This is a genomic window from Oleiphilus sp. HI0117, assembly GCF_001635235.1.
The window spans coordinates 1-19,197 of the sequence record NZ_LWGA01000842.1 but is presented as its reverse complement, the minus strand read 5'-3'; the positions used below and the strand labels follow the sequence as shown (position 1 = coordinate 19,197).

Genomic DNA, 19,197 nt, shown 5'->3' with positions numbered 1-19,197 from the left:
ACTGTTTTGACCAATAACTATATCCTTCGCCGCTTGCGCTATACCTTTGAATATAATGATCGACAAATGATTGCGCTGTGGGCCAGTGCAGAATGCGCTGTAACTCGAGAGCACATAAGTCAATGGCTAAAGAAAGACGATGATCCAGACTTCGTTAACTGTCCAGATAAAAAGTTTGCCAGTTTTCTCAATGGTATGATTAATAAGTTGCGTGGCAAGAAAGATGGTCCTCAAGCTTTGCCCGAAAGTCGTTTAAATAATAATATTATTTTGCGTAAGCTGAAGATTGCGCTGAACCTTCGAGACGATGATATTTGTGAGCTAATGGCATTAGGTGGCTATCGTGTCAGCAAATCCGAGTTGAGCGCATTCTTTCGTAAAGTAGGCCACAAACATTATCGTGAGCTGCAAGATCAAATGCTGCGCAAGTTTATTCAGGGCATGCAGCGAAAATACCGTGATAGCACAGATGCTGATGAGACTGCGGTTCCTGCATCTCCCGTCCATAGTAAGGAAGACTCAAACAGCGAAAGCGACCGAAATGTGAACAGTGCTATTTGGAATAAATCAAAAGCGGGTAAGTGACTTATTGACTGGTGGATATCGCGCTACCTCTTGAACGAAAAATACAGGGTTGTAGTGTTTTAAGGCCGCGGTCATTAATACAGTAAAAGCGATGATTAAAAAATAACAATCTACGTCAAGCCTTTACCCTAACAGCCCTAAAAATGATAGGATAGCGCAAATTTTTCTAATCTATTTAGTCAGAGATCAGCGCTGTGCCAATTCAAAAACCAAGCATTAAACCAAATAACCCAAACTTTTCATCAGGGCCTTGTAGTAAAAGGCCTGGTTATGACGTTAACCAGCTCCAATTAGATACCTTAGGTCGATCTCATCGCGCCAAGATTGGTAAGACAGCATTGGAAGCATGCTGTACTGAAACGGCGCGTTTATTGGGTTTGCCTGAAGGTTATCGAGTGGGTGTAGTACCGGGTTCTGATACCGGAGCAATGGAAATGGCGATGTGGTCGATGCTCGGTGCTCGTCCTGTCGATGTTTTTGCGTGGGAATCCTTCGGTAAAGGCTGGATAACCGACATTACAAAACAGCTGAAGTTGGATGATGTTTCTCTCTACGAAGCGGACTACGGTAAACTCCCTGATTTTTCTCAAGCTTCTTCTTCTCACGATATTGTATTTACCTGGAATGGCACGACTTCGGGTGTCAAAGTTGAAGACGCCAACTGGATAGCTGACGATCGTGAAGGTTTGACGATTTGTGATGCAACCTCGGCAGTGTTTGCCATGGATATGCCCTGGGAAAAACTGGACGTAATCACATTTAGCTGGCAGAAAGTACTTGGCGGTGAAGGTGCTCACGGCATGCTGATACTTAGCCCTCGAGCTGTCGAGCGCTTGGAAAGCTATACGCCACCTTGGCCAATGCCCAAATTATTCCGTATGACCAAGGCAGGGAAGTTGGTTGAAGGTATTTTTAAAGGTTCAACTATTAATACTCCGTCAATGCTTTGTGTTGCCGATTATTTAGATGCTTTATCCTGGGTTGATGGCTTGGGCGGGGTACCTGCTTTGATCAAGCGCTCAGAAGAGAATTTGGCTGCTGTTGAGCGTTTTGTTGATGCGCATGATTGGATTCACTTTTTGGCTGAAAATAAAAGTACTCGTTCCAATACAAGTGTTTGTTTGGTGCTAGACTTAGAAAAAGACGCACTGAAGAAGATGGTCGCATTGCTAGAGCAGGAAGGTGTAGCCTACGATATAGGCTCATATCGCGATGCTCCTGATGGCCTACGAATCTGGTGTGCAGGTACGATCGAGAGCAGCGACGTTGACGCGCTTATGCCTTGGCTTGAGTGGGCCTATCATAGCTCGCAAGCTTAAGTAAAAGATAGGAGCTAGGCGCTTAATGCGCCTATACTGTTTTTGCTTATAGGGATATCTCGATCAATTGAATATTGCACTGTAACTGGTGCGCCAAGTGACGGGATTAAATATGGATATCAGCAGTTTAGTAACAGCCTTCATTATCATTTTTGCGATTTTTTATATCATTCGTATTTTCAATACCTTGGTAGCTTTAAAAAATCGCTATCAAAACTCTTTCTCTCAAATTGAAGTTCAGCTTAAGCGTCGTTATGACTTGATTCCTAATCTAGTCGAGACGGCTAAGGCTTATCTAACACATGAGCGTGAAACGCTGGAAGCGGTTATATCGGCTCGTAATCAAGCTCTGGCAGGCCTTAAAGCAGCATCCGCTAATCCTTCTAGTGCGGGAGCGTTGCAGGAACTTGCTAAAAGTGAAGGTTTATTACAAAGTGCTTTAGGAAGTCTAAATGTGGCTGTAGAGGCTTATCCGGAACTGAAGGCTAGTGATAACATGAGCCAGCTTTCTGAAGAGCTGACTAGCACCGAGAATCGTGTGTCCTTTGCGCGTCAGTCCTTTAATGATTCAGTTACTGAATATAATCAATATCGTCAAAGCTTCCCTCAAAACCTTTTTGCTACCAGCTTTGGTCACAGAGAAGACGCGACGCTTCTAGAGTTTGAAGACTCGGCACAAATTCAATCGGCTCCCAAAGTTTCATTCTAGACAATGAACTTCTATAAAGCGCAAGATGATGCCAGGAAACAAACCTTATGGTTGTTGGCATTGTTTACCATTGCTGTCGTCTTATTGGTTTTGCTTACAAACCTCTGTGTCGCGTTTTTCGTTTTATACAGTAACCCAGAGTATGCACTGGATGGAGTGAATCCGATTGCTGATGCAGGCGGGAACATTTTTCAGTGGTGCGAAAACCTGATCACCGCACTAGGTTGGAAAAAATTTACCTGGACGACGCTTCTCGTCGTAGGCGTCTTGGCGATGGCTATGCTGTTCAAATGGCTCTCTTTGCGAGACGGAGGAAGGGTTGTCGCTGAAGCTTTGGGCGGTCGACCTGTTCTGACAAACTCAAGCCAGGCTCAGGAAAAGCGCTTACTAAATGTTGTCGAGGAGATTGCTTTGGCCGCGGGTATCCCAGTGCCACAAGTTTATTTGCTTGAAAAAGAACCAGGTATTAATGCCTTTGCCGCCGGTTTGTCGGTTGAGGATGCCGTTATTGGCGTCACACAAGGTTGTTTGGATACTTTTAACCGAGATCAGCTGCAGGGAGTTATTGCTCACGAATTTAGCCATGTTCTTAATGGCGATATGCGCCTGAACATGAAGTTACTGGTTGTCTTGCATGGCATTCTAATGATTAGTGAAAGTGGTCATATGGTGATGCGTATGACGAGTCAACGAGGGCGTCGCTATCGTAGCTATGGTCATGGCCGAAATAATGGCGGCGTGGTTGCGGGCCTGTTTGCATTTGGTTTGTGCCTATGGCTACTTGGCTCGATTGGCCAGTTATTTGGCATGATCATAAAGTCTGCTGTAAGCCGTCAGAGAGAGTTTTTGGCCGACGCCTCTGCAGTGCAGTTTACCCGAAACCCCAATGGTATTGGTGAGGCCTTGAGTTTGATTGGTGGTGCCACTGCCCAGTCACAAGTTGTGCATCATGGCGCTCATGAAGTGAGCCACTTGTTCTTTTCTCGCATCGGATCTCCTAGGCGCTACTTCACCCAGTTTTTTGCTACGCACCCGCCATTAGAAGAACGGATTCGCAGAGTTATGCCACGGTGGAGCGGCCGTTTTATGAAGCCTTCTTCACTAGAGCGGGAAGCAAGTGTTTTATCCGGTAGTGGTGAAACTGTATCGTCTTTTGCTGGGAGTGAGCAAGTAGTAGAACCAACAATAGGCGAGCAAAAAGCTGAATCTGCAAAACCTGTAGAGCATAAACCGATAGAGTTTGAGCCGGCATTTAGTCAGGATGGTGTTTTCAAGTCAGCTTATGATTTGCTTGTTGGTAAAGCTCACGAACCCAGTGAAGCGCCTGCCTTAATGTGTGCTGTCTTGCTTGATGAGCAGGAAGCTGTCGTCAAAAAACAGCTTAAGATCGTTAGTTCAAGCCAAAAAGGTTCACCTCAAAAGATTGGTGGTGATCTTGCAGATTCAGTTGCTGACATGATCAAGCCTTTAGCTGAGCTAAACTCCGAGCAGCGCTTGGAGATTGTTGAACTAAGCATACCCGCATTAAAGCTGATGTCTTTAGTGCAATATCGTCATTATCGTTCTTTGTTTCTGGAACTAATTCATGCTGATGGAAAAATTGATGTTTTTGAGTGGCTGATTTTCCAGCTCCTTAAGCAGCATTGTGATCGATATTTTGGCTTGTCGCGTCCAGAAAAACCAAAATATAAAGACATTAAGAAAATTGCTTCTCTTTACCAAGTTGTGCTGTCCCGTATTGTCTATTATGGCTTGGAACGTGAGCAAGCAACTTATCAGCAAGCCTTCAAAGAAGGTTGTGAGGCTGCAAGCGTTGCCGGGATTACCTTGCTACCAATAAGTGACTGCCAATCAGCAAGGTTTACTCGAGCAGTGCATGACTTGGGCTTGGCCTACCCATTGTTAAAACCACGGTTATTGAAAGGTTTGCTCGCGGCTGCCAAATCCGATGCAGTTGTCACGGCAAAGCAGAGTTACTTGATAAAAGGTGTTGCCGCCGTGATGGATTGCCCCTTTGGTGGTGTAGAGAGTTAGTCACAAGCACCTATTATAGAGCTTGGGTGGCTCGCAATACTGCGTGACCTGAACTATAAATAATCAAGGCCTTCTAAAAGTTTCACCTGCTAGAGAGTCTTGATGTACGCAAAGAATAAAAATAACAAAACTCACTGTTCAACATGTGAGGTTCGTCGTGCCTGAAGGTGAGGCTAATATTCTGATTGGTAATGAGGTGTCTGAGCCGGTAGCCAAGAGCTTCGGAAAATCTCTTAGCTTCAAGCTGACTTTCTGGTTTTTAGTTCTGGCAATCGTGCCAATGATCTTGATCGCCTCTATGAGCTATTATCAAGCTTATTCAAGCTTGCGACAAGCAGCTGTTGATGAGTTGGTTCAGGCCGCTGACCTTAATGAGCGCTTCATTCGAAGCTGGTTCAACTATCGTTTTACCGATGTCACCTTACAGGCAGGAGTGCCGACCCACAAAGACCTACTGATTTCACTTCGAGAGGGTTACGAGCACAGCAATACTGATTTATTCACTTACGTGCACAGCTCAGACTGGCAGGCACGGGTAAAAGGCCAGGAAGACAGTATTGTTGCGATAGGCGCTGCTTATCCCTATGTTTACGATATATTCTTAATCGATAATCAAGGCAATATTCTGTATACCATTGAGCATGAAGATGACTTTGGTACCAATCTTTTCGACGGGCGCTATGCCCAGACAAAGTTTTCGTGGCTTGTGCAGTAAACACTCAAACAGAAGAAAACGCTTTTTTCAGATATCGAACGCTATGCGCCATCTAAGGGGCGCCCAGATGGTTTTATTGCGGCACCGATCTTTTCGGGTGACGGCGCAGTTATCGGTTCTTTTGCTATTCAAATTAGATTAGAGCAATTGATAAACCTGCTGTCACGAGATTTGGCGAAAATTAATGCTTCACATTATCTAGTCGGTGCCGACGGCTTGCTTAGAACCAGTATCGATGATCAGTCAGAGATTCTGGAGCGAACTATCGCAACTGAACAATTCGAAAAGTGGCGAAAGGAGCATGCAGTAGGTGCTGAAGAAGGCGTTGTATCAAAAGCTTATAGGTGTAAAAAAACTTCAGAATTCCAAACTCATGACTTGGAGCATGACTATGAAGAGGCTTTCGAATATGTGGGGCCGAATGGTGAAGAGGTAATTGGTATTCATCACTCGGTACGCATATTTAATATTGAGTGGAGTTTGATCAGCGAGGTAGATAAGAAAGAAGCTTTGGCTTCGGCGTATTGGCTAAAACAGATAGTAACGGTATTTGTCATACTGACCGGGCTGCTTAGTATTGTCTTGGCTTTGTGGCAGGCACGACGAGTTTCTAGGCCCATTACAAAGCTTGTAGAAGCAACAATGGCTGTTGCGGCAGGAGAGATGGATCAGCGAGTCGAGATTGATAGCAATGATGAAATAGGACGCTTGGCTGAAGCGTTCAATCATATGCTGGTAATGAGGCAAATGCATGAAAAGGCTTTAGAGGCGAGTGATCAAGAATCTAAGTATGCATTGGCAGCATTAGAGCAGAAGACTAAAGAGCTTATCGTTGCCCGGGATGAGGCCGAGTCTGCTGTTAGAGCCAAAAGCGAGTTTTTAGCCAGCATGAGCCATGAAATACGTACACCAATGAATGGTGTCTTAGGTATGTTGGGGCTGCTAATTAATAGTGAGCTTAATAAAGAGCAGCATCATCAAGTGACCTTAGCTCGATCGAGTGCTCATTCTTTGCTCGCTGTGATCAATGATATTCTGGACTTTTCCAAGATCGAAGCCGGCAAGTTGGATATTGAAGTTCTAGAGTTTAACTTGCGCTCAATGATTGGCGAATTTTCTGAAGCCATCGGTCATCGCCCTTGTGAAGACGATGTTGAATTGATTATTGACGTTGTTGATGTTGAACATAGCCTGGTAAAAGGGGACCCCGGAAGAATTAGGCAAATTCTATCAAACCTGGTGGGTAATGCGATTAAATTCACTCACGAAGGCGAGATCTATGTGAAAGTGTCGCTAACTCCTGAGCTCTCTGCAGATGGTCGAGACCTCCTTCGCCTAAATTGTTCAGTATCCGATACCGGTATAGGTATTCCAAAAGATAAAATAGCGGAGTTGTTCGACTCATTCACTCAAGTCGATGCCTCAACGACCAGAAGGTATGGTGGCAGTGGTCTAGGGCTGGCGATTGTTAAGCAGTTATGCGAAATGATGGGAGGCGGCATCTCTGTTAAAAGCGAGGCGGGTAAGGGGAGTTGTTTCAGATTTAACCTTTTGCTTGAAACAAGTGAACAATCTCAAACGGTTAGCCCCGATGTCGATATCAAGGGGGCTGATATCCTGATTGTTGATGATAATACCAGTCATCGGGAGTTTTTGACGCGTCAGCTAACAGTATGGGGAGCAAATGTAGCGCAGGCTGATTCAGCTAGCGACGCCATGGATATGTTGACCAAGGCTGCTCAGGATAGTGAAACTATTCGGTATAAAGCTATATTTATTGATATGGATATGCCGCGTATAGATGGTGTTGAACTGGCGAAAAGGCTTAGAGAGGAAGAGGGTTTGTCTGAGACAAACCTAGTGATGATGACATCCTTGCAGAACCGGGGCGACTCACAGTTTTTTTCAGACTTGGGTTGTCGTGCCTATTTTCCAAAACCAACCACGACCTTAGATTTGTTCGACTCTCTTAATATTATTTTCTCAGAAGAGAGTGTGTGTAAGGGTGGGCAAGAGGCGGGTGATCATGATCGTGGCTTGAAGCATGGCGGTATTCATCAGAATCAGGATAGCCTACCAGGTGGCTACCAGTGGCCGGATAATACCCGTATTCTTTTGGTCGAAGACAACCATGTCAATCAAATGGTTGCTTTAGCATTGCTGGATATATTGAAGCTCAGTGCTGATTTGGCCGATAGTGGGTTGGTTGCTTTGCAAAATTCGCCAGACAATTTGCCGTATAGCCTGATTCTTATGGATTGTCAGATGCCAGGTATGGATGGCTATGAAGCAACACGAGAAATAAGAGGTGGTGCGGCTGGAATTCGTTATAAAGATATCACTATTATGGCGATGACAGCGAATGCAATGAAGGGCGATAAGGAACGCTGCCTTGAAGCAGGAATGAATGATTATTTATCCAAGCCTATCGATACTGAGGTTTTGGAAAGAAAGCTCTATTTTCACCTTGTGGCGGGTGTTGATCAGAAGGCAGCCCAAGTAGGTGAAATTGTAAAAGTGAGCGAAAGTTGTGATTTAAGTGAAGAGGCTTCTGCAATAGTTGAAGAGGCAGTACCAGATGAAACGAAGGGGGTTGAGTTGCAGATTTGGGATGAAAGTGATGTATTACGCAGGGTAATGGGGAAGTCCAAAATCCTGAAAGTTATGATAGCTTCGTTTTTGAGTGATATGCCGCAGTATGTTGATACTCTGCAATCAGATATCGATAAAGGCGATCTGGAAGCGGCAGGAAATAGCGCGCATGCTCTAAAGGGCGTTGCTGCCAATTTGAGTGCCTTGGCGCTCGCTGAGGCAGCAAAGAAAATTGAGATAGCTTGCAAAGACGGGCAGCCTATCGAAAACATATTACCTATGCATCAAGAATTTATGGATGTTTACCCTAAAACCCGTGAGATGCTGATGGCTTGGAAAGAGCCTGAATAGGCTCTTTCCCGGCGCTAGCTAGACCTTAAGCGATGGTGTCTTTCAGGTAGGTATTCAGGAATTTGCTTTCTGGGTCAAAGCTGCGTCTTAGCTCAATAAAATCATTCCATTTTGGGTAGCTTTTCTTGAACTCTTCGCGGCTAAATGTATTAAGCTTGCCCCAGTGAGGTCGTCCTCCATACTTTCGAAAAATTGGCTCAATTGCTTTAAACATCGGTTGGTAATCTTCTTCAAAATAACGATGCACTGCGATGGATATGGAGTCACGTTGATAAAAGGGGCTTAACCAGGCTTCTTCACCTTTAATGAAGCGACACTCAATAGGAAAGAATGCTTCACTAAAGTGTTTTTCAATGGTGTCTCTTACTTCACCTAAGGCTTTGATTCCTTCTTCTACGGGAAGATGATATTCCATTTCATTAAAGCGGACGTTTCTATCATTGGCGTAAATAGCGTAGGAATGGTCAATATTTGTATGTGTTTCAAGGGTCTTCATATAGGTGCCGATAATCAACTCGCGCAGTTGACTCGACCAGCCCAAGTAGTCTCTGGCGGCTTTAAGGTCCATAATGCCGCTGTTACCATCAATTTCCTCTGACGATGAGGGGGGCTCATTGGTGATATTTAAGGTGTCAGTGAGCGCCATGCCGGTGAAGGGGAAATAGAAGAATTCAAAGTTCCGGTTGTCCTTGGCAAGTTTATGGGCTTGCTCAGTGACGTCTTCAAAACTCATCCATTGTGCTTCGCGTATAAGGTTAAATGGCGCCTGGTTTTGCATCGTGATTGAGGTGATGATACCGAGGCTTCCCAGGCCAACCTGAGCTGCCCTAAATAGCTCGGGATTGTGCTCATTAGAACATTGAACAAGATCACCTTGTGGGCTAACCATTTCAAGGCCTATGACATAGCTCGATAGGCTTCCTAATGACATGCCTGTGCCATGCGTTGCGGTGCTGATGGCGCCAGCAAGGGTTTGCTGGTCAATATCTGGCATATTAATTAGCGCTTGATGGTTTTCGTTGAGTATAGGGCCGCACTCACTAAGTAAAGTTCCGGAATAGAAAGTGGCTTGCTGCTTTTCTTTATCAATGCTTTTTAAACCGGATAGTCGCCGGGTAGAAAGCAGTATGTCATTAGTAGGAACCAATGCAGAGAAGGAGTGGCCGCTGCCCAAGGCCCGGATGCCGGGTTGCTTTTGCCGAATCAGAGTTTGCAGCTCAGCAATAGAGGCGGGCGCTAAGCGTTCGCTCGGAACGCATTTTTGATTGCCAGACCAGTTTTTCCAAGGGAAGCTTTTTGTGCTTGTAGAAGCCTGGGCATTGATTGCCAGCATGCTACTCAGTGGAAGAGAGCTGGTAAGCGTAGTGGCGATAAGTGACTTTAGTAAGCTACGTCTATTCATGGCCGCATCCTTATAACTGTTGTTCAAGGGGCTTACTCATATAACGAATAAGCTTTACGAAATGATCAGGAGTGCACTCAAAGCACTGACCACCTGGCGGCATACCACCGGAGCCGTTGATAGCTTTTTCAACGCTGGCGTCAATCCCGTTTTCGAGAATCTTATTCCAGGTCTTGGAGTCCCCCGTGAGTGGCGCTCCAGTGCCAGAATTTGCGTGGCAATTTTTACAGCTCTGCTGATAAATACGCTGTAAGTCCTTAGGCAACGACTGGGCTGACCATGAGATGTTTTTAAAACCCTCGGGCGAGTCACTGCTGCAAGCAGTCATATTGATGCTTAGGAATAATAATACTAGAAAGGTGATCTTGAGATGGGTCATGCTTGCCTCCTGTTATATTTGCTCAGGCATGGAGAGTGCTCATGCTAGGCCATAGAAAAGGAGGATAACACAAAACATGAATAATATTCATGTTTTGTGTTTGGCTTTGATTAAAGTGTGATCAAATGCCGTTTGGGCCTTTAGAGATTGTAGCCAGTTTCTTCATGGTCAACGACATCAAGGCCTTGGACTTCTTCTTCATCTGTCGTGCGTAAAGGTGTAAAGATTGCGACGAGTTTAAGAATGATCCAGGTAACAACCGCTGTATAAACGATGGTAGAAATTACGCCAACAGCTTGAACGCTAAGCTGGCCAGCCATTGACTCGATTCCGTCTGCAAAACCGTAACCACTGAAAACGCCAAGGCTTGTTGCAGAGAAGATACCAGCAAACAAAGTACCGATAATGCCGCCAACGCCGTGAACCGGGAATACATCTAATGAATCATCAATTTTCAACACGCGTTTTACGTACTGAACTGCGTAAAAGCATGTTATGCTCGCCATAATACCGATTAATAATGCGCCACCAGGGCCAACAAAACCAGAAGCAGGAGTAATGGTACCCAGGCCTGCGACCATACCTGTTACGCCACCCAGAGCGCTTGGCTTACCGAACTTTTTCCACTCGATAGCTAACCAGGTAAGCGTACCCGCTGCAGCAGAAATATGTGTGGAAAGCATTGCCATCGCTGCATTACCGTCAGCGGCCAAAGCACTACCACCGTTAAAGCCGAACCAGCCAACCCAAAGCATACCTGCGCCTGTTACAGTCATTGTCATGTTATGAGGAGGCATCGCTGTTGTTGGGAAGCCTTTTCGAGGGCCGATCACAATCGCTGCAACCAGCGCTGCAACACCTGCAGTAATGTGAACTACCGTACCGCCCGCGAAGTCGTATAGACCCATATCAGCTAACCAGCCGCCGCCCCAGACCCAGTGAGTAATAGGTACGTAGACAGCTAATAACCAGATTGCGCTGAAAAGAACCATTGCAGAAAAACGCATACGCTCTGCGAAACCACCCACAATTAGTGCGGGTGTAATGACTGCGAAGGTCATTTGAAATAGCATGAATAAGGATTCTGGAATGTCGCCCGCTAAAGACTCACGAGTTACGCCAGATAGCATAACTTTGCTGAAGTCACCGATAAAGTTGTTGCCTTCCGTAAACGCCAGGCTGTAGCCTACGATGAACCATAATAATGAAGAAATACCTGCAATCGCAAAGCACTGCATTAGCACCGATAGAACGTTTTTGCTTCGAACCAAGCCGCCATAAAACAATGCTAGGCCTGGTAGGGTCATAAACAATACCAAGGCTGTAGAGGTAAGGATCCAGGCGGTATTTGCGCCGTTAAGCGCATCTTCAGCAAAAGCCAAAGACGGTGCTAGCAGTGATGCAGCTAGCAGGAAGAGTTTGTTCATGAGAGAGCTCCTGATTTTTAAAAAGAGTAAAGAGTTTGTTTTTAATTCGATTCTGTTTAGAGGGCGTCGTTGCCGGTCTCGCCTGTGCGGATGCGAATGGTTTGTTCCATAGGGCTGACAAAGATCTTACCGTCGCCGATTTTTCCAGTGTTTGCTGCTGAAATAATGGCTTCAATGGCTTGGTCTACAGCGTCTTCTGCAACGGCAATTTGTAGTTTTAGTTTTGGAATGAAATCGATCACGTATTCGGCACCACGGTAGAGCTCTGTGTGGCCTTTTTGACGACCAAAGCCTTTAACTTCTTCGATAGTCATGCCGTGATGCCCTAATTCGGTGAGTGCTGATCTGACGTCATCTAGTTTGAAAGGTTTAATGATTGCCGTAATTAATTTCATATGTAGCCCTGTATGTCTGAGTCGCTTAATAAATGGCGTAATTAGTTCTTGCCTAAGCGATATTTATCGTTTTTATATTGTTTTTCGTATGGCGCCGGAGTTCTTTTGGTGCAAAAATTAATTTTCAAAATTGCACTGTTATAAGGCAGTGCAAAATTAATTAAATTGAAATTGGATTTCAATAGCAGGAGAGGAAATTCTTGAATTTATCGTATATTGCTTGTATGTGTGCACTAACGTAGCGCTAAAAACAATGATCAGCACTAAAAGCGTGCATTATTATTTCTGGGTTTGAGTTTTTTGAGTCGCAATGTTTGACGTGAGCTTGGTCGAGATATTAGTGCACTTTTTATTTAGAGTAATTTAATTCTATCGTACATAATAGGGTTTAGTATTCACAACAGAAGGTATTCGCGGGTAATGGATATTCACATCTATATAGATAGCTCATCCTATTCAGATATTGATATTGAAGAAATTTCTCAAGATCTACTCGCTGAACTAAGTGCTTGGCTCAATAATAAGACTTCTATTAGTTTGTTGGATTTTCGACCTGAAGAATGTCTAGAGGACTGGAAGCTTGGTGTTGCATTACGGGTGAAATCCAAATTTAAACTAAAAGAACCGCTAAATTTTTTATATGATCTTGCTAAAAAATACCAGTGCGAATTTGTTGTTTCTGAGTACGATGCTAAGTCTGAGAGTTCTGAAGCCGTTTGCTATTTTGGCTTTGAAGAGGGGCGGCCAGATCTCTATGAAATAGCAAATTACCTAGGCTTATGATGCTTGGGTGTGATCAACGAAGTTTTGCGTATCAATAGTCTGACTTCTATTGGCTTTCGATTCGCTTGCCAGGGCTTTTAATGCCAGTTTTATATCTGAAGCTATCATTTTTATATTTCACCTATTTTGCCTTGCTAGGTGTCATGGCGCCTTACTTGGGGCTATATCTCGATAGTAAGGGCTTCAGCTTATTAGAAATCTCCCAGCTGCTTTCCTTATTGATGATAACGAAGGTGCTTGCTCCCTTACTGTGGGGCGCATTGTCTGATCGTTTTAGTAACAATGTCTTTCTGGTTCGTTTTGGGACGCTAATGACACTTGTCTGTTATAGCGGCTTTTTCTTTGCCAGCACATTTCAGGCTTACGCACTAGTCATCGTGTTGTTTAGTTTCTTCTGGAATGCGGTCTTGCCACAGATAGAGGTCGTAACGCTTTTTAATCTGGGTAGTAAGAAAGAGTTGTATGGGCGGATACGGCTATGGGGTTCAGTCGGGTTTATCTTTAGTGTTATGGGATTCGGTATAGTATTTGATATTTGGGGGATTGCATATTTTCCTATAAGTTTGCTCTGTGTGATCGCGTTGATTTTTGTTAGCAGCTTAGTTCATTTTGAGGAACCGAAAAGAACGCAAAGCCATGATGAAGCTAGCCATGGCTTTATGGTGTATTTAAAGCGACGTGATATTCAGCAATTCTTTATCGTCTGCTTTTTATTGCAGGTTTCTCACGGCGCTTACTACACTTATTTTAGTATCTACATGGAATCTTTGGGTTATAGCACTGCGCAGGTTGGGGCGCTATGGAGTTTAGGTGTTATTGCTGAAGTGCTTCTCTTCATTTATATGCATCGCTGGTTTGCCATGCACTCGATACGTTTGATTATGGCTATTTCCTTGATACTAACTGCTTTCAGGTGGGTCGTAACAGGGCTGCTTGCAGAATACTGGATGGTAATTGTTATCGTACAATGTATTCATGCATTTTCTTTTGGAGCGATGCATGCGACAGCGATCAAATTTGTTCATCAGCGATTCAAACTCAGGCACCAGGGGCGGGCGCAGGCACTTTATAGTAGTTTGGGTTTCGGTGCGGGCGGTGCGGCAGGTGCTTATTTTAGTGGCGTAGTCGTATCTGAATATGGCTATTACTGGACCTTTATTATTAGTGGTCTTGTTGCGCTCGCCGCCGTATTTTTTGTTTACTCTCTCAGATTTAAAACTAGTCATTTTAGCTAAGTTTTAGTCAGTTATATCTCTTGTTTTTATACGCGCTGATTGTTTTGCCAATTACTTGGAATCGGTGTCGAAAAAAAAATTCCCTATAAGTTGGTGGAATGAAGAATTTGCGTCTATGCTTTGTTTTAAGTGTATTTGCAGCTCTCCGAAATTATTCAGAGCGGCGGATCTAGAAAAACAACATGGCTAACAAGGTTCTGTTGGGGCTTAGCTTGTCATGTAGTACAACATCGATTTGATCTTAGGCTTTATTGGTTTCACCAAACAAGAAAAATCACTTGAACTGAGCCTAAAGATTAATAATCTCAAAGTAACGGAGTAGCGTTCGATGACGAAAAAAACACAGCGGTTGCATAAGTTTGCAAAGCTGCCTTTAGCAGCGGCAGTCGCGGCCACATTGTCAGCACCTGCTAGCGCCTTTCAATTTTATATGGGCGATATAGAAGCAAGTTTTGATACTAATATTAGTGCTGGCTCGAGTTGGAGAGTAGAAGGTAGAGACGACCGTCTGATCGGAACAGGTAATGACGGGTCAGGTTTCTCTATCAATACTGATGACGGTAACCTTAATTTCGATAAGGGTGATGCCTATTCGCAGATCGTCAAGGGTACCAGTGACTTTTTAGCCACTTATGAAGACTGGGGTGTATTTGCTCGTGCAAAGTATTGGTATGACTTTGAGCTAAAAGATGGCGACAGAGCTACGGATGCCAATGGTTATCAACGTCAATTAAGTAAGAATGGTCAAGCGAACGCGTCTGGCGGAGAAATCATGGATGCGTATATCTGGAAAGATTTCTGGTTTGGCGATACACCTCTTAACCTTCGTTTAGGTAAGCAGGTAGTCAGCTGGGGTGAAAGTACCTTTATCTTTAACGGTATTAACGTTATTAACCCAGTAGATATTGGTGCTATTCGAGCACCGGGAGCAGAAATTAAAGAAGCGCTGATTCCAGTGAACATGCTATACGGTTCACTGGGCTTAACGGATGATATTACGATTGAAGCGTTTATTCAGCTAGAGTATGAGCCTTCGCGAATTGATGATTGCGGAACCTACTTCTCTACAAATGATTATGTAGCCGATGGTTGCGGCCCTGTTTGGGGTGCTAACTTCATGACTGAAGAGTGGAACCAGGGTGGACAAACCGGCTTGCAGAGAATGTATGATGACAAGCCCGATGATACTGATCAGTTTGGTATTGCTTTACGCTGGTTTGCTGCAGATTTGAATGAAACAGAGTTTGGTTTCTACTTCTTGCAATACCATAGTCGCTTACCAATTGTTGGTGGTAGAGTCGGTACCGACGTTGATAGCGACGGTGCGATAGATAGTGATGAACAGTTTTCGACTGCTGAGTATCAAATTCAGTACCCTGAACAGATTCAAATGGTAGGTCTCAGCTTTAACACGACTGGGCCTGGTGGTATTTCATTAGGTGGTGAGTATAGCTTCAAGCATGATATGCCTTTGCAGTTCAACTCTCCAGACTTAGTGCTTGCAACGAGAGGTAACGTTGTATCGCCTATCGTTACTAGTAGAGCAACTGACAGTAACGGCGATGGAACGATAACTTCGGATGAATTAGCGCCTTTATATGGAAGTGTCCAAGCGGGTTATGACGCTTATGATGTATCGCAGATTCAGATGACCGCCATTAAGTTTGTTGATCAAATTTGGGGTGCGAGCCGTCTAGCCTTTGTTGGTGAGGTGGGTGCTACATATGTTCATAACTTACCTGATACTGATGAAATCCGCTATGGTCGGACTGATCAGTTAGGTTATGGTCAACTGACTGACGATCTCGTGGGTGAGCTAACTTGTCAAGGCGTTCTGGCCAGCTCAAACCCAACCTATACAGGTCCATGCGATGATGAGGGTTATGTTACTGGCTTCTCTTGGGGTTACCGTATGAGAACCTCATTACAATATAACGATGTTTTTGCCGGTGTGAATATGACGCCACAGGTCGCTTGGAGTCATGATGTGAAAGGTTATGCGCCAGGTCCTGGTGCTAACTTTATCGAGGGGCGTAAATCTCTTGGCTTGTCAGTCAGAGCAGATTACTTAAACCAGTACAGTGCAACCTTGGCGTATACCAATTACTTCGGTGGAGGGGTTCATAACACAATCTCCGACCGAGATAGTCTTGCGCTTAGTGTTTCGTACTCATTCTAATAACCCATTGGCTTGGTTTAACGAGGTAGTCTAAATGAAAATGATAAAAACTTTGTGTGCCATTGGTGTTGTTGCTGCAAGCTTTAGTGCGGCAAATGTCATGGCAAAAGTATCACCAGAAGAAGCGGCGAAATTAGGGAATGAATTAACGCCAATTGGTGCAGAAAAAGCAGGGAATGCAGATGGAACAATTCCTGAGTGGACGGGTGGTGTAGAAGCACCTGCTGATTATAAGGTGGGTGAACCTTATCCGGATCCTTTTGCTTCGGATCAGGTCTTGTTCACGATTACTAAAGACAATATGGCTCAGTATGCAGATAAGTTGTCTGATGGTCAGAAGAAGACCCTGGAGCGATACTCTACTTATAAAATGAAGGTGTATCCTACTCATCGTTCAGTTGGTTATATTGATAAATTCGGTGAGTATTTCAAGCATAATGCGACTAATGCTGAAATGGTTGATGACGGGAATGGCGTGCAAGGCTATAAAGGTGCAATTCCTTTCCCAATTCCAAAGAATGCTAAAGAAGTTGTTTGGAACCATATTATGCGTTCAAGAGGGGGAAGCTTTGTTCGTGACTACGTACAGGTTACACCTACTGAATCAGGAGACTTCTCACCAATTCGTTTCGTAGAACATTATTCTGAGCGATTGGAATTGACGGATGCTGCAAAGAATGGAGATAAAAACGTCTTTTGGTATTTTAAGCAGCGCGTAGCTTCACCGGCTCGTTTGGCGGGTAACGTTCTACTTATCCACGAAACAATTGACCAAGTTAAAGAACCACGTAGAGCGTGGGTATATAACGCTGGTCAGCGACGTGTTCGTCGAGCTCCTCAGGTTGCATATGATGGACCAGGAACCGCGGCGGATGGTTTGCGTACTACCGATAACTTCGATATGTACAATGGCGCGATGGATCGATATGACTGGGCTCTAGAAGGAAAGCAGGAGCTATACGTTCCTTATAATTCCTATGCGATGGATGATAAGAGTATCAAGTATGACGATATCATCAAAGCAGGTCACCTAGATCAAGAAGTGATGCGATACGAGCTGCACCGGGTGTGGAAAGTTACCGGTACCCTTAAAGCAGGGCAGCGTCATGTATATTCAAAGCGTACTTTCTATATTGATGAGGACTCTTGGGCAATCCTAGTTGCAGATCATTATGATGGTCGTGGAGAGCTATGGCGTTTTGGTGAGGCTCATAACAAGTTCTTTTATGATGTGAAAGCTCATATTACAACAGCAGAATCGTTGCACGACTTGTTGTCTGGTCGATATATTGTAGGTGGTTTAGCTAATGAGATTCCTATTCGCTATGACTACTCAAAGAGCTTTAAGAGTAAGGACTTCACGCCTGCGGCATTGCGTCGTTCAGGTAAGCGTTAAAGTTTAGCTAATTGATTGATTCAAAACCGACTACTAAGTAGTCGGTTTTTTTTTGTCAGAATTCTGAAGCTTTTCTTTGTAAAACCTGAAAAAGCTTCCTATATTTATGAAAGAAGATTACCCATAAAACCTAAATACTTATTAAACTTAAATGAGTTGAGCTGTATCTACCTGTTTCAAGGTGCGCCGAAAGGGATTTGACGTAAGGCGTGAATTGGAGCAGTAAGTTGTATTTTTTAGGTAACTAGTGCCTCGGATATAGGAGACAACCGTGTCAAAAAAGTATGGCGTCATTGTATACAATACATCAACTATCAGTGATTCAATTCGTTCCCTTCAGTTAGACTTCAAGTTAACGCATTGCCAGACCTATGAAAGCTTATTGACACACGCTGCATATAGCGATAATCAATTGCTTTTGATAGATGATATGCCCGGCAATAACTCCCATTTAGCTTTTTTAGACAAAATTAAGAGCGAATGCCCACTAGAACTTGAGTCTATGTCGGTTATTGTGCTTAGCCGCAATATGGAGCTTGATCAGCGACTTCTAGCGTGTGAGCTAGGTGCTGATGATTGTATGTCCACAGAGCTTAGTCATGATGACATGGTGACACGTATTCAGAGCACAATTTTCAATGCGATTGCTAACAAACAGCTTAAAGACCAACTTAGAGCCGCTTCAGATGTTGCAATGGCGGCTATGGCTAGCACCGGAGATCTGGGTGCCAATATCCAGTTTTTACTGGACAGCTATCAATGTCAGAACTTTGATCAGCTAGGTCAGTTATTGTTCCAAAGCCTTAATCACTATGGGATTAGTTGTAGCCTGCAAATGCGAGGTAAATACAAGGTTAAAAACATGGAAGCAAACGGCATGGAACGAACAATGGAGTCTCGCTTGTTAAGTGAGTTGAAAGATGCCGGTCGCTTTTATGATTTTGGCAACCGTACTGTGATCAATTACAACCGTGTGTCGATTCTCATTAAAAATATGCCACTTGATGATCCCGAGAAGTATGGTCAGATTAAAGATAATATTTTTGCGCTTCTACAAGGAACCGATGCAAAAATAGAGGCTTTGGATATGCAGGCCGATATTTATCTAGAGCATCAATCTCAAGAAACGCTGATACGGCGTATGGAGAGTGGTATAGAGAACCTAGGCTCTCAATATCGTGATATGACAGTCCAGATTGCTGGTGTTGTCAATCAGCTGGCTGACTCCTTCGAGCAATCGATGCAAACCTTGTTGCTCACTGATGAACAGGAAAAGATTCTCTTGGAGCGCTTGGAAACAGGAAAAAACAATGTCTACGATATCTTCGAGCACTTCTCTCATATGGATGATGACCTGTCTGCCATTCTTAAAATGTGCGCACCAGAGGAGGTCGCGGGGATCGAAGTGGGGAAGGCTTTGTGTGAAGAGGGGAATAAGGCTGGAAATGTTCGGCCCTTAAAGTCAGGGACAACGCCCTAGCTGGCTAGAAAAACTGAGCATCTATTTATTCAAGACATAAAAAAGCCAGCAACTAAGCTGGCATTTTTATGTCTTGATAGGCTTATAACCAATAAACAAAGAAGTAAAGGCCTAACCAGACGACATCAACGAAGTGCCAGTACCATGCAACGGCTTCAAATGCGAAGTGCTTATCTGAGCTGAAGTGCCCCTTCAAGCTTCTTACTAGAATAGCAA

Annotated in this window: 16 protein-coding genes; 11 read left to right on the top strand and 5 right to left on the bottom strand. The window is 44.1% G+C overall.

Features of this window, described 5'->3' with window-relative positions; all coding sequences use genetic code 11:
• The first annotated feature begins 6 nt into the window (after positions 1–6).
• From A3757_RS14350 to A3757_RS14325, 6 genes are all read left to right on the top strand, one after another.
• Positions 7–585, top strand: coding sequence for a DUF1456 family protein (locus tag A3757_RS14350; RefSeq protein ID WP_068513119.1), 579 nt, complete (start codon positions 7–9; stop codon positions 583–585).
• Positions 586–779: 194 nt separating this feature from the next.
• The gene (locus A3757_RS14345) at positions 780–1,904 is read left to right on the top strand and encodes a phosphoserine transaminase (protein WP_231872048.1); all 1,125 of its coding nucleotides are present in this window, start codon (positions 780–782) and stop codon (positions 1,902–1,904) included.
• Positions 1,905–2,016: 112 nt separating this feature from the next.
• Complete coding sequence (locus tag A3757_RS14340; protein ID WP_156490282.1) at positions 2,017–2,613, top strand: LemA family protein; 597 nt, start codon at positions 2,017–2,019, stop codon at positions 2,611–2,613.
• Between the two features lie 3 nt (positions 2,614–2,616).
• A complete protein-coding gene (locus tag A3757_RS14335) occupies positions 2,617–4,647 on the top strand; it encodes a M48 family metallopeptidase (protein WP_068513117.1) in 2,031 nt (676 codons plus the stop codon).
• Positions 4,648–4,804: 157 nt separating this feature from the next.
• The gene (locus A3757_RS14330) at positions 4,805–5,362 is read left to right on the top strand and encodes a hypothetical protein (protein ID WP_068513115.1); all 558 of its coding nucleotides are present in this window, start codon (positions 4,805–4,807) and stop codon (positions 5,360–5,362) included.
• A gap of 147 nt (positions 5,363–5,509) precedes the next feature.
• Entirely contained in the window at positions 5,510–8,305 is a 2,796-nt protein-coding gene (locus A3757_RS14325; protein ID WP_068553009.1) for a hybrid sensor histidine kinase/response regulator, read from the top strand.
• A 25-nt stretch (positions 8,306–8,330) separates the two neighbouring features.
• On the opposite strand, the gene A3757_RS14320 is transcribed toward A3757_RS14325, so the two are convergent.
• The 4 genes from A3757_RS14320 to A3757_RS14305 form a co-directional block, all read right to left on the bottom strand.
• Positions 8,331–9,707, bottom strand: coding sequence for a D-arabinono-1,4-lactone oxidase (locus A3757_RS14320; protein WP_068515609.1), 1,377 nt, complete (start codon positions 9,705–9,707; stop codon positions 8,331–8,333).
• A 10-nt stretch (positions 9,708–9,717) separates the two neighbouring features.
• Complete coding sequence (locus tag A3757_RS14315) at positions 9,718–10,086, bottom strand: cytochrome c5 family protein (RefSeq protein ID WP_068515605.1); 369 nt, start codon at positions 10,084–10,086, stop codon at positions 9,718–9,720.
• A 140-nt stretch (positions 10,087–10,226) separates the two neighbouring features.
• Complete coding sequence (locus A3757_RS14310) at positions 10,227–11,513, bottom strand: ammonium transporter (protein WP_068515602.1); 1,287 nt, start codon at positions 11,511–11,513, stop codon at positions 10,227–10,229.
• Positions 11,514–11,569: 56 nt separating this feature from the next.
• Positions 11,570–11,908, bottom strand: coding sequence for a P-II family nitrogen regulator (locus A3757_RS14305; RefSeq protein ID WP_068515599.1), 339 nt, complete (start codon positions 11,906–11,908; stop codon positions 11,570–11,572).
• Between the two features lie 420 nt (positions 11,909–12,328).
• On the opposite strand from A3757_RS14305, the gene A3757_RS14300 reads away from it, so the two are divergent.
• The 5 genes from A3757_RS14300 (at position 12,329) to A3757_RS14280 (ending at position 18,981) form a co-directional block, all read left to right on the top strand.
• Complete coding sequence (locus tag A3757_RS14300) at positions 12,329–12,691, top strand: hypothetical protein (RefSeq protein ID WP_068553008.1); 363 nt, start codon at positions 12,329–12,331, stop codon at positions 12,689–12,691.
• Between the two features lie 80 nt (positions 12,692–12,771).
• Positions 12,772–13,926 carry an MFS transporter gene (locus A3757_RS14295; protein WP_068553007.1) on the top strand — a complete coding sequence of 385 codons (1,155 nt, stop codon included), beginning with the start codon at positions 12,772–12,774 and terminating at the stop codon, positions 13,924–13,926.
• 328 nt (positions 13,927–14,254) lie between these two features.
• Complete coding sequence (locus A3757_RS14290; RefSeq protein WP_068553387.1) at positions 14,255–16,105, top strand: DUF1302 domain-containing protein; 1,851 nt, start codon at positions 14,255–14,257, stop codon at positions 16,103–16,105.
• A gap of 34 nt (positions 16,106–16,139) precedes the next feature.
• Positions 16,140–17,501, top strand: a complete 1,362-nt coding sequence (locus A3757_RS14285; RefSeq protein ID WP_068553388.1) for a DUF1329 domain-containing protein — start codon at positions 16,140–16,142, stop codon at positions 17,499–17,501.
• 271 nt (positions 17,502–17,772) lie between these two features.
• Positions 17,773–18,981 (top strand): hypothetical protein, encoded by a 1,209-nt coding sequence (locus A3757_RS14280; protein ID WP_068515583.1) that lies wholly within the window; start codon positions 17,773–17,775, stop codon positions 18,979–18,981.
• An 82-nt stretch (positions 18,982–19,063) separates the two neighbouring features.
• On the opposite strand, the gene A3757_RS25235 is transcribed toward A3757_RS14280, so the two are convergent.
• Positions 19,064–19,197, bottom strand: a 134-nt coding sequence (locus A3757_RS25235; RefSeq protein ID WP_197470055.1) for a cytochrome c oxidase subunit 3, incomplete at its 5' end; no start/stop codon positions are given.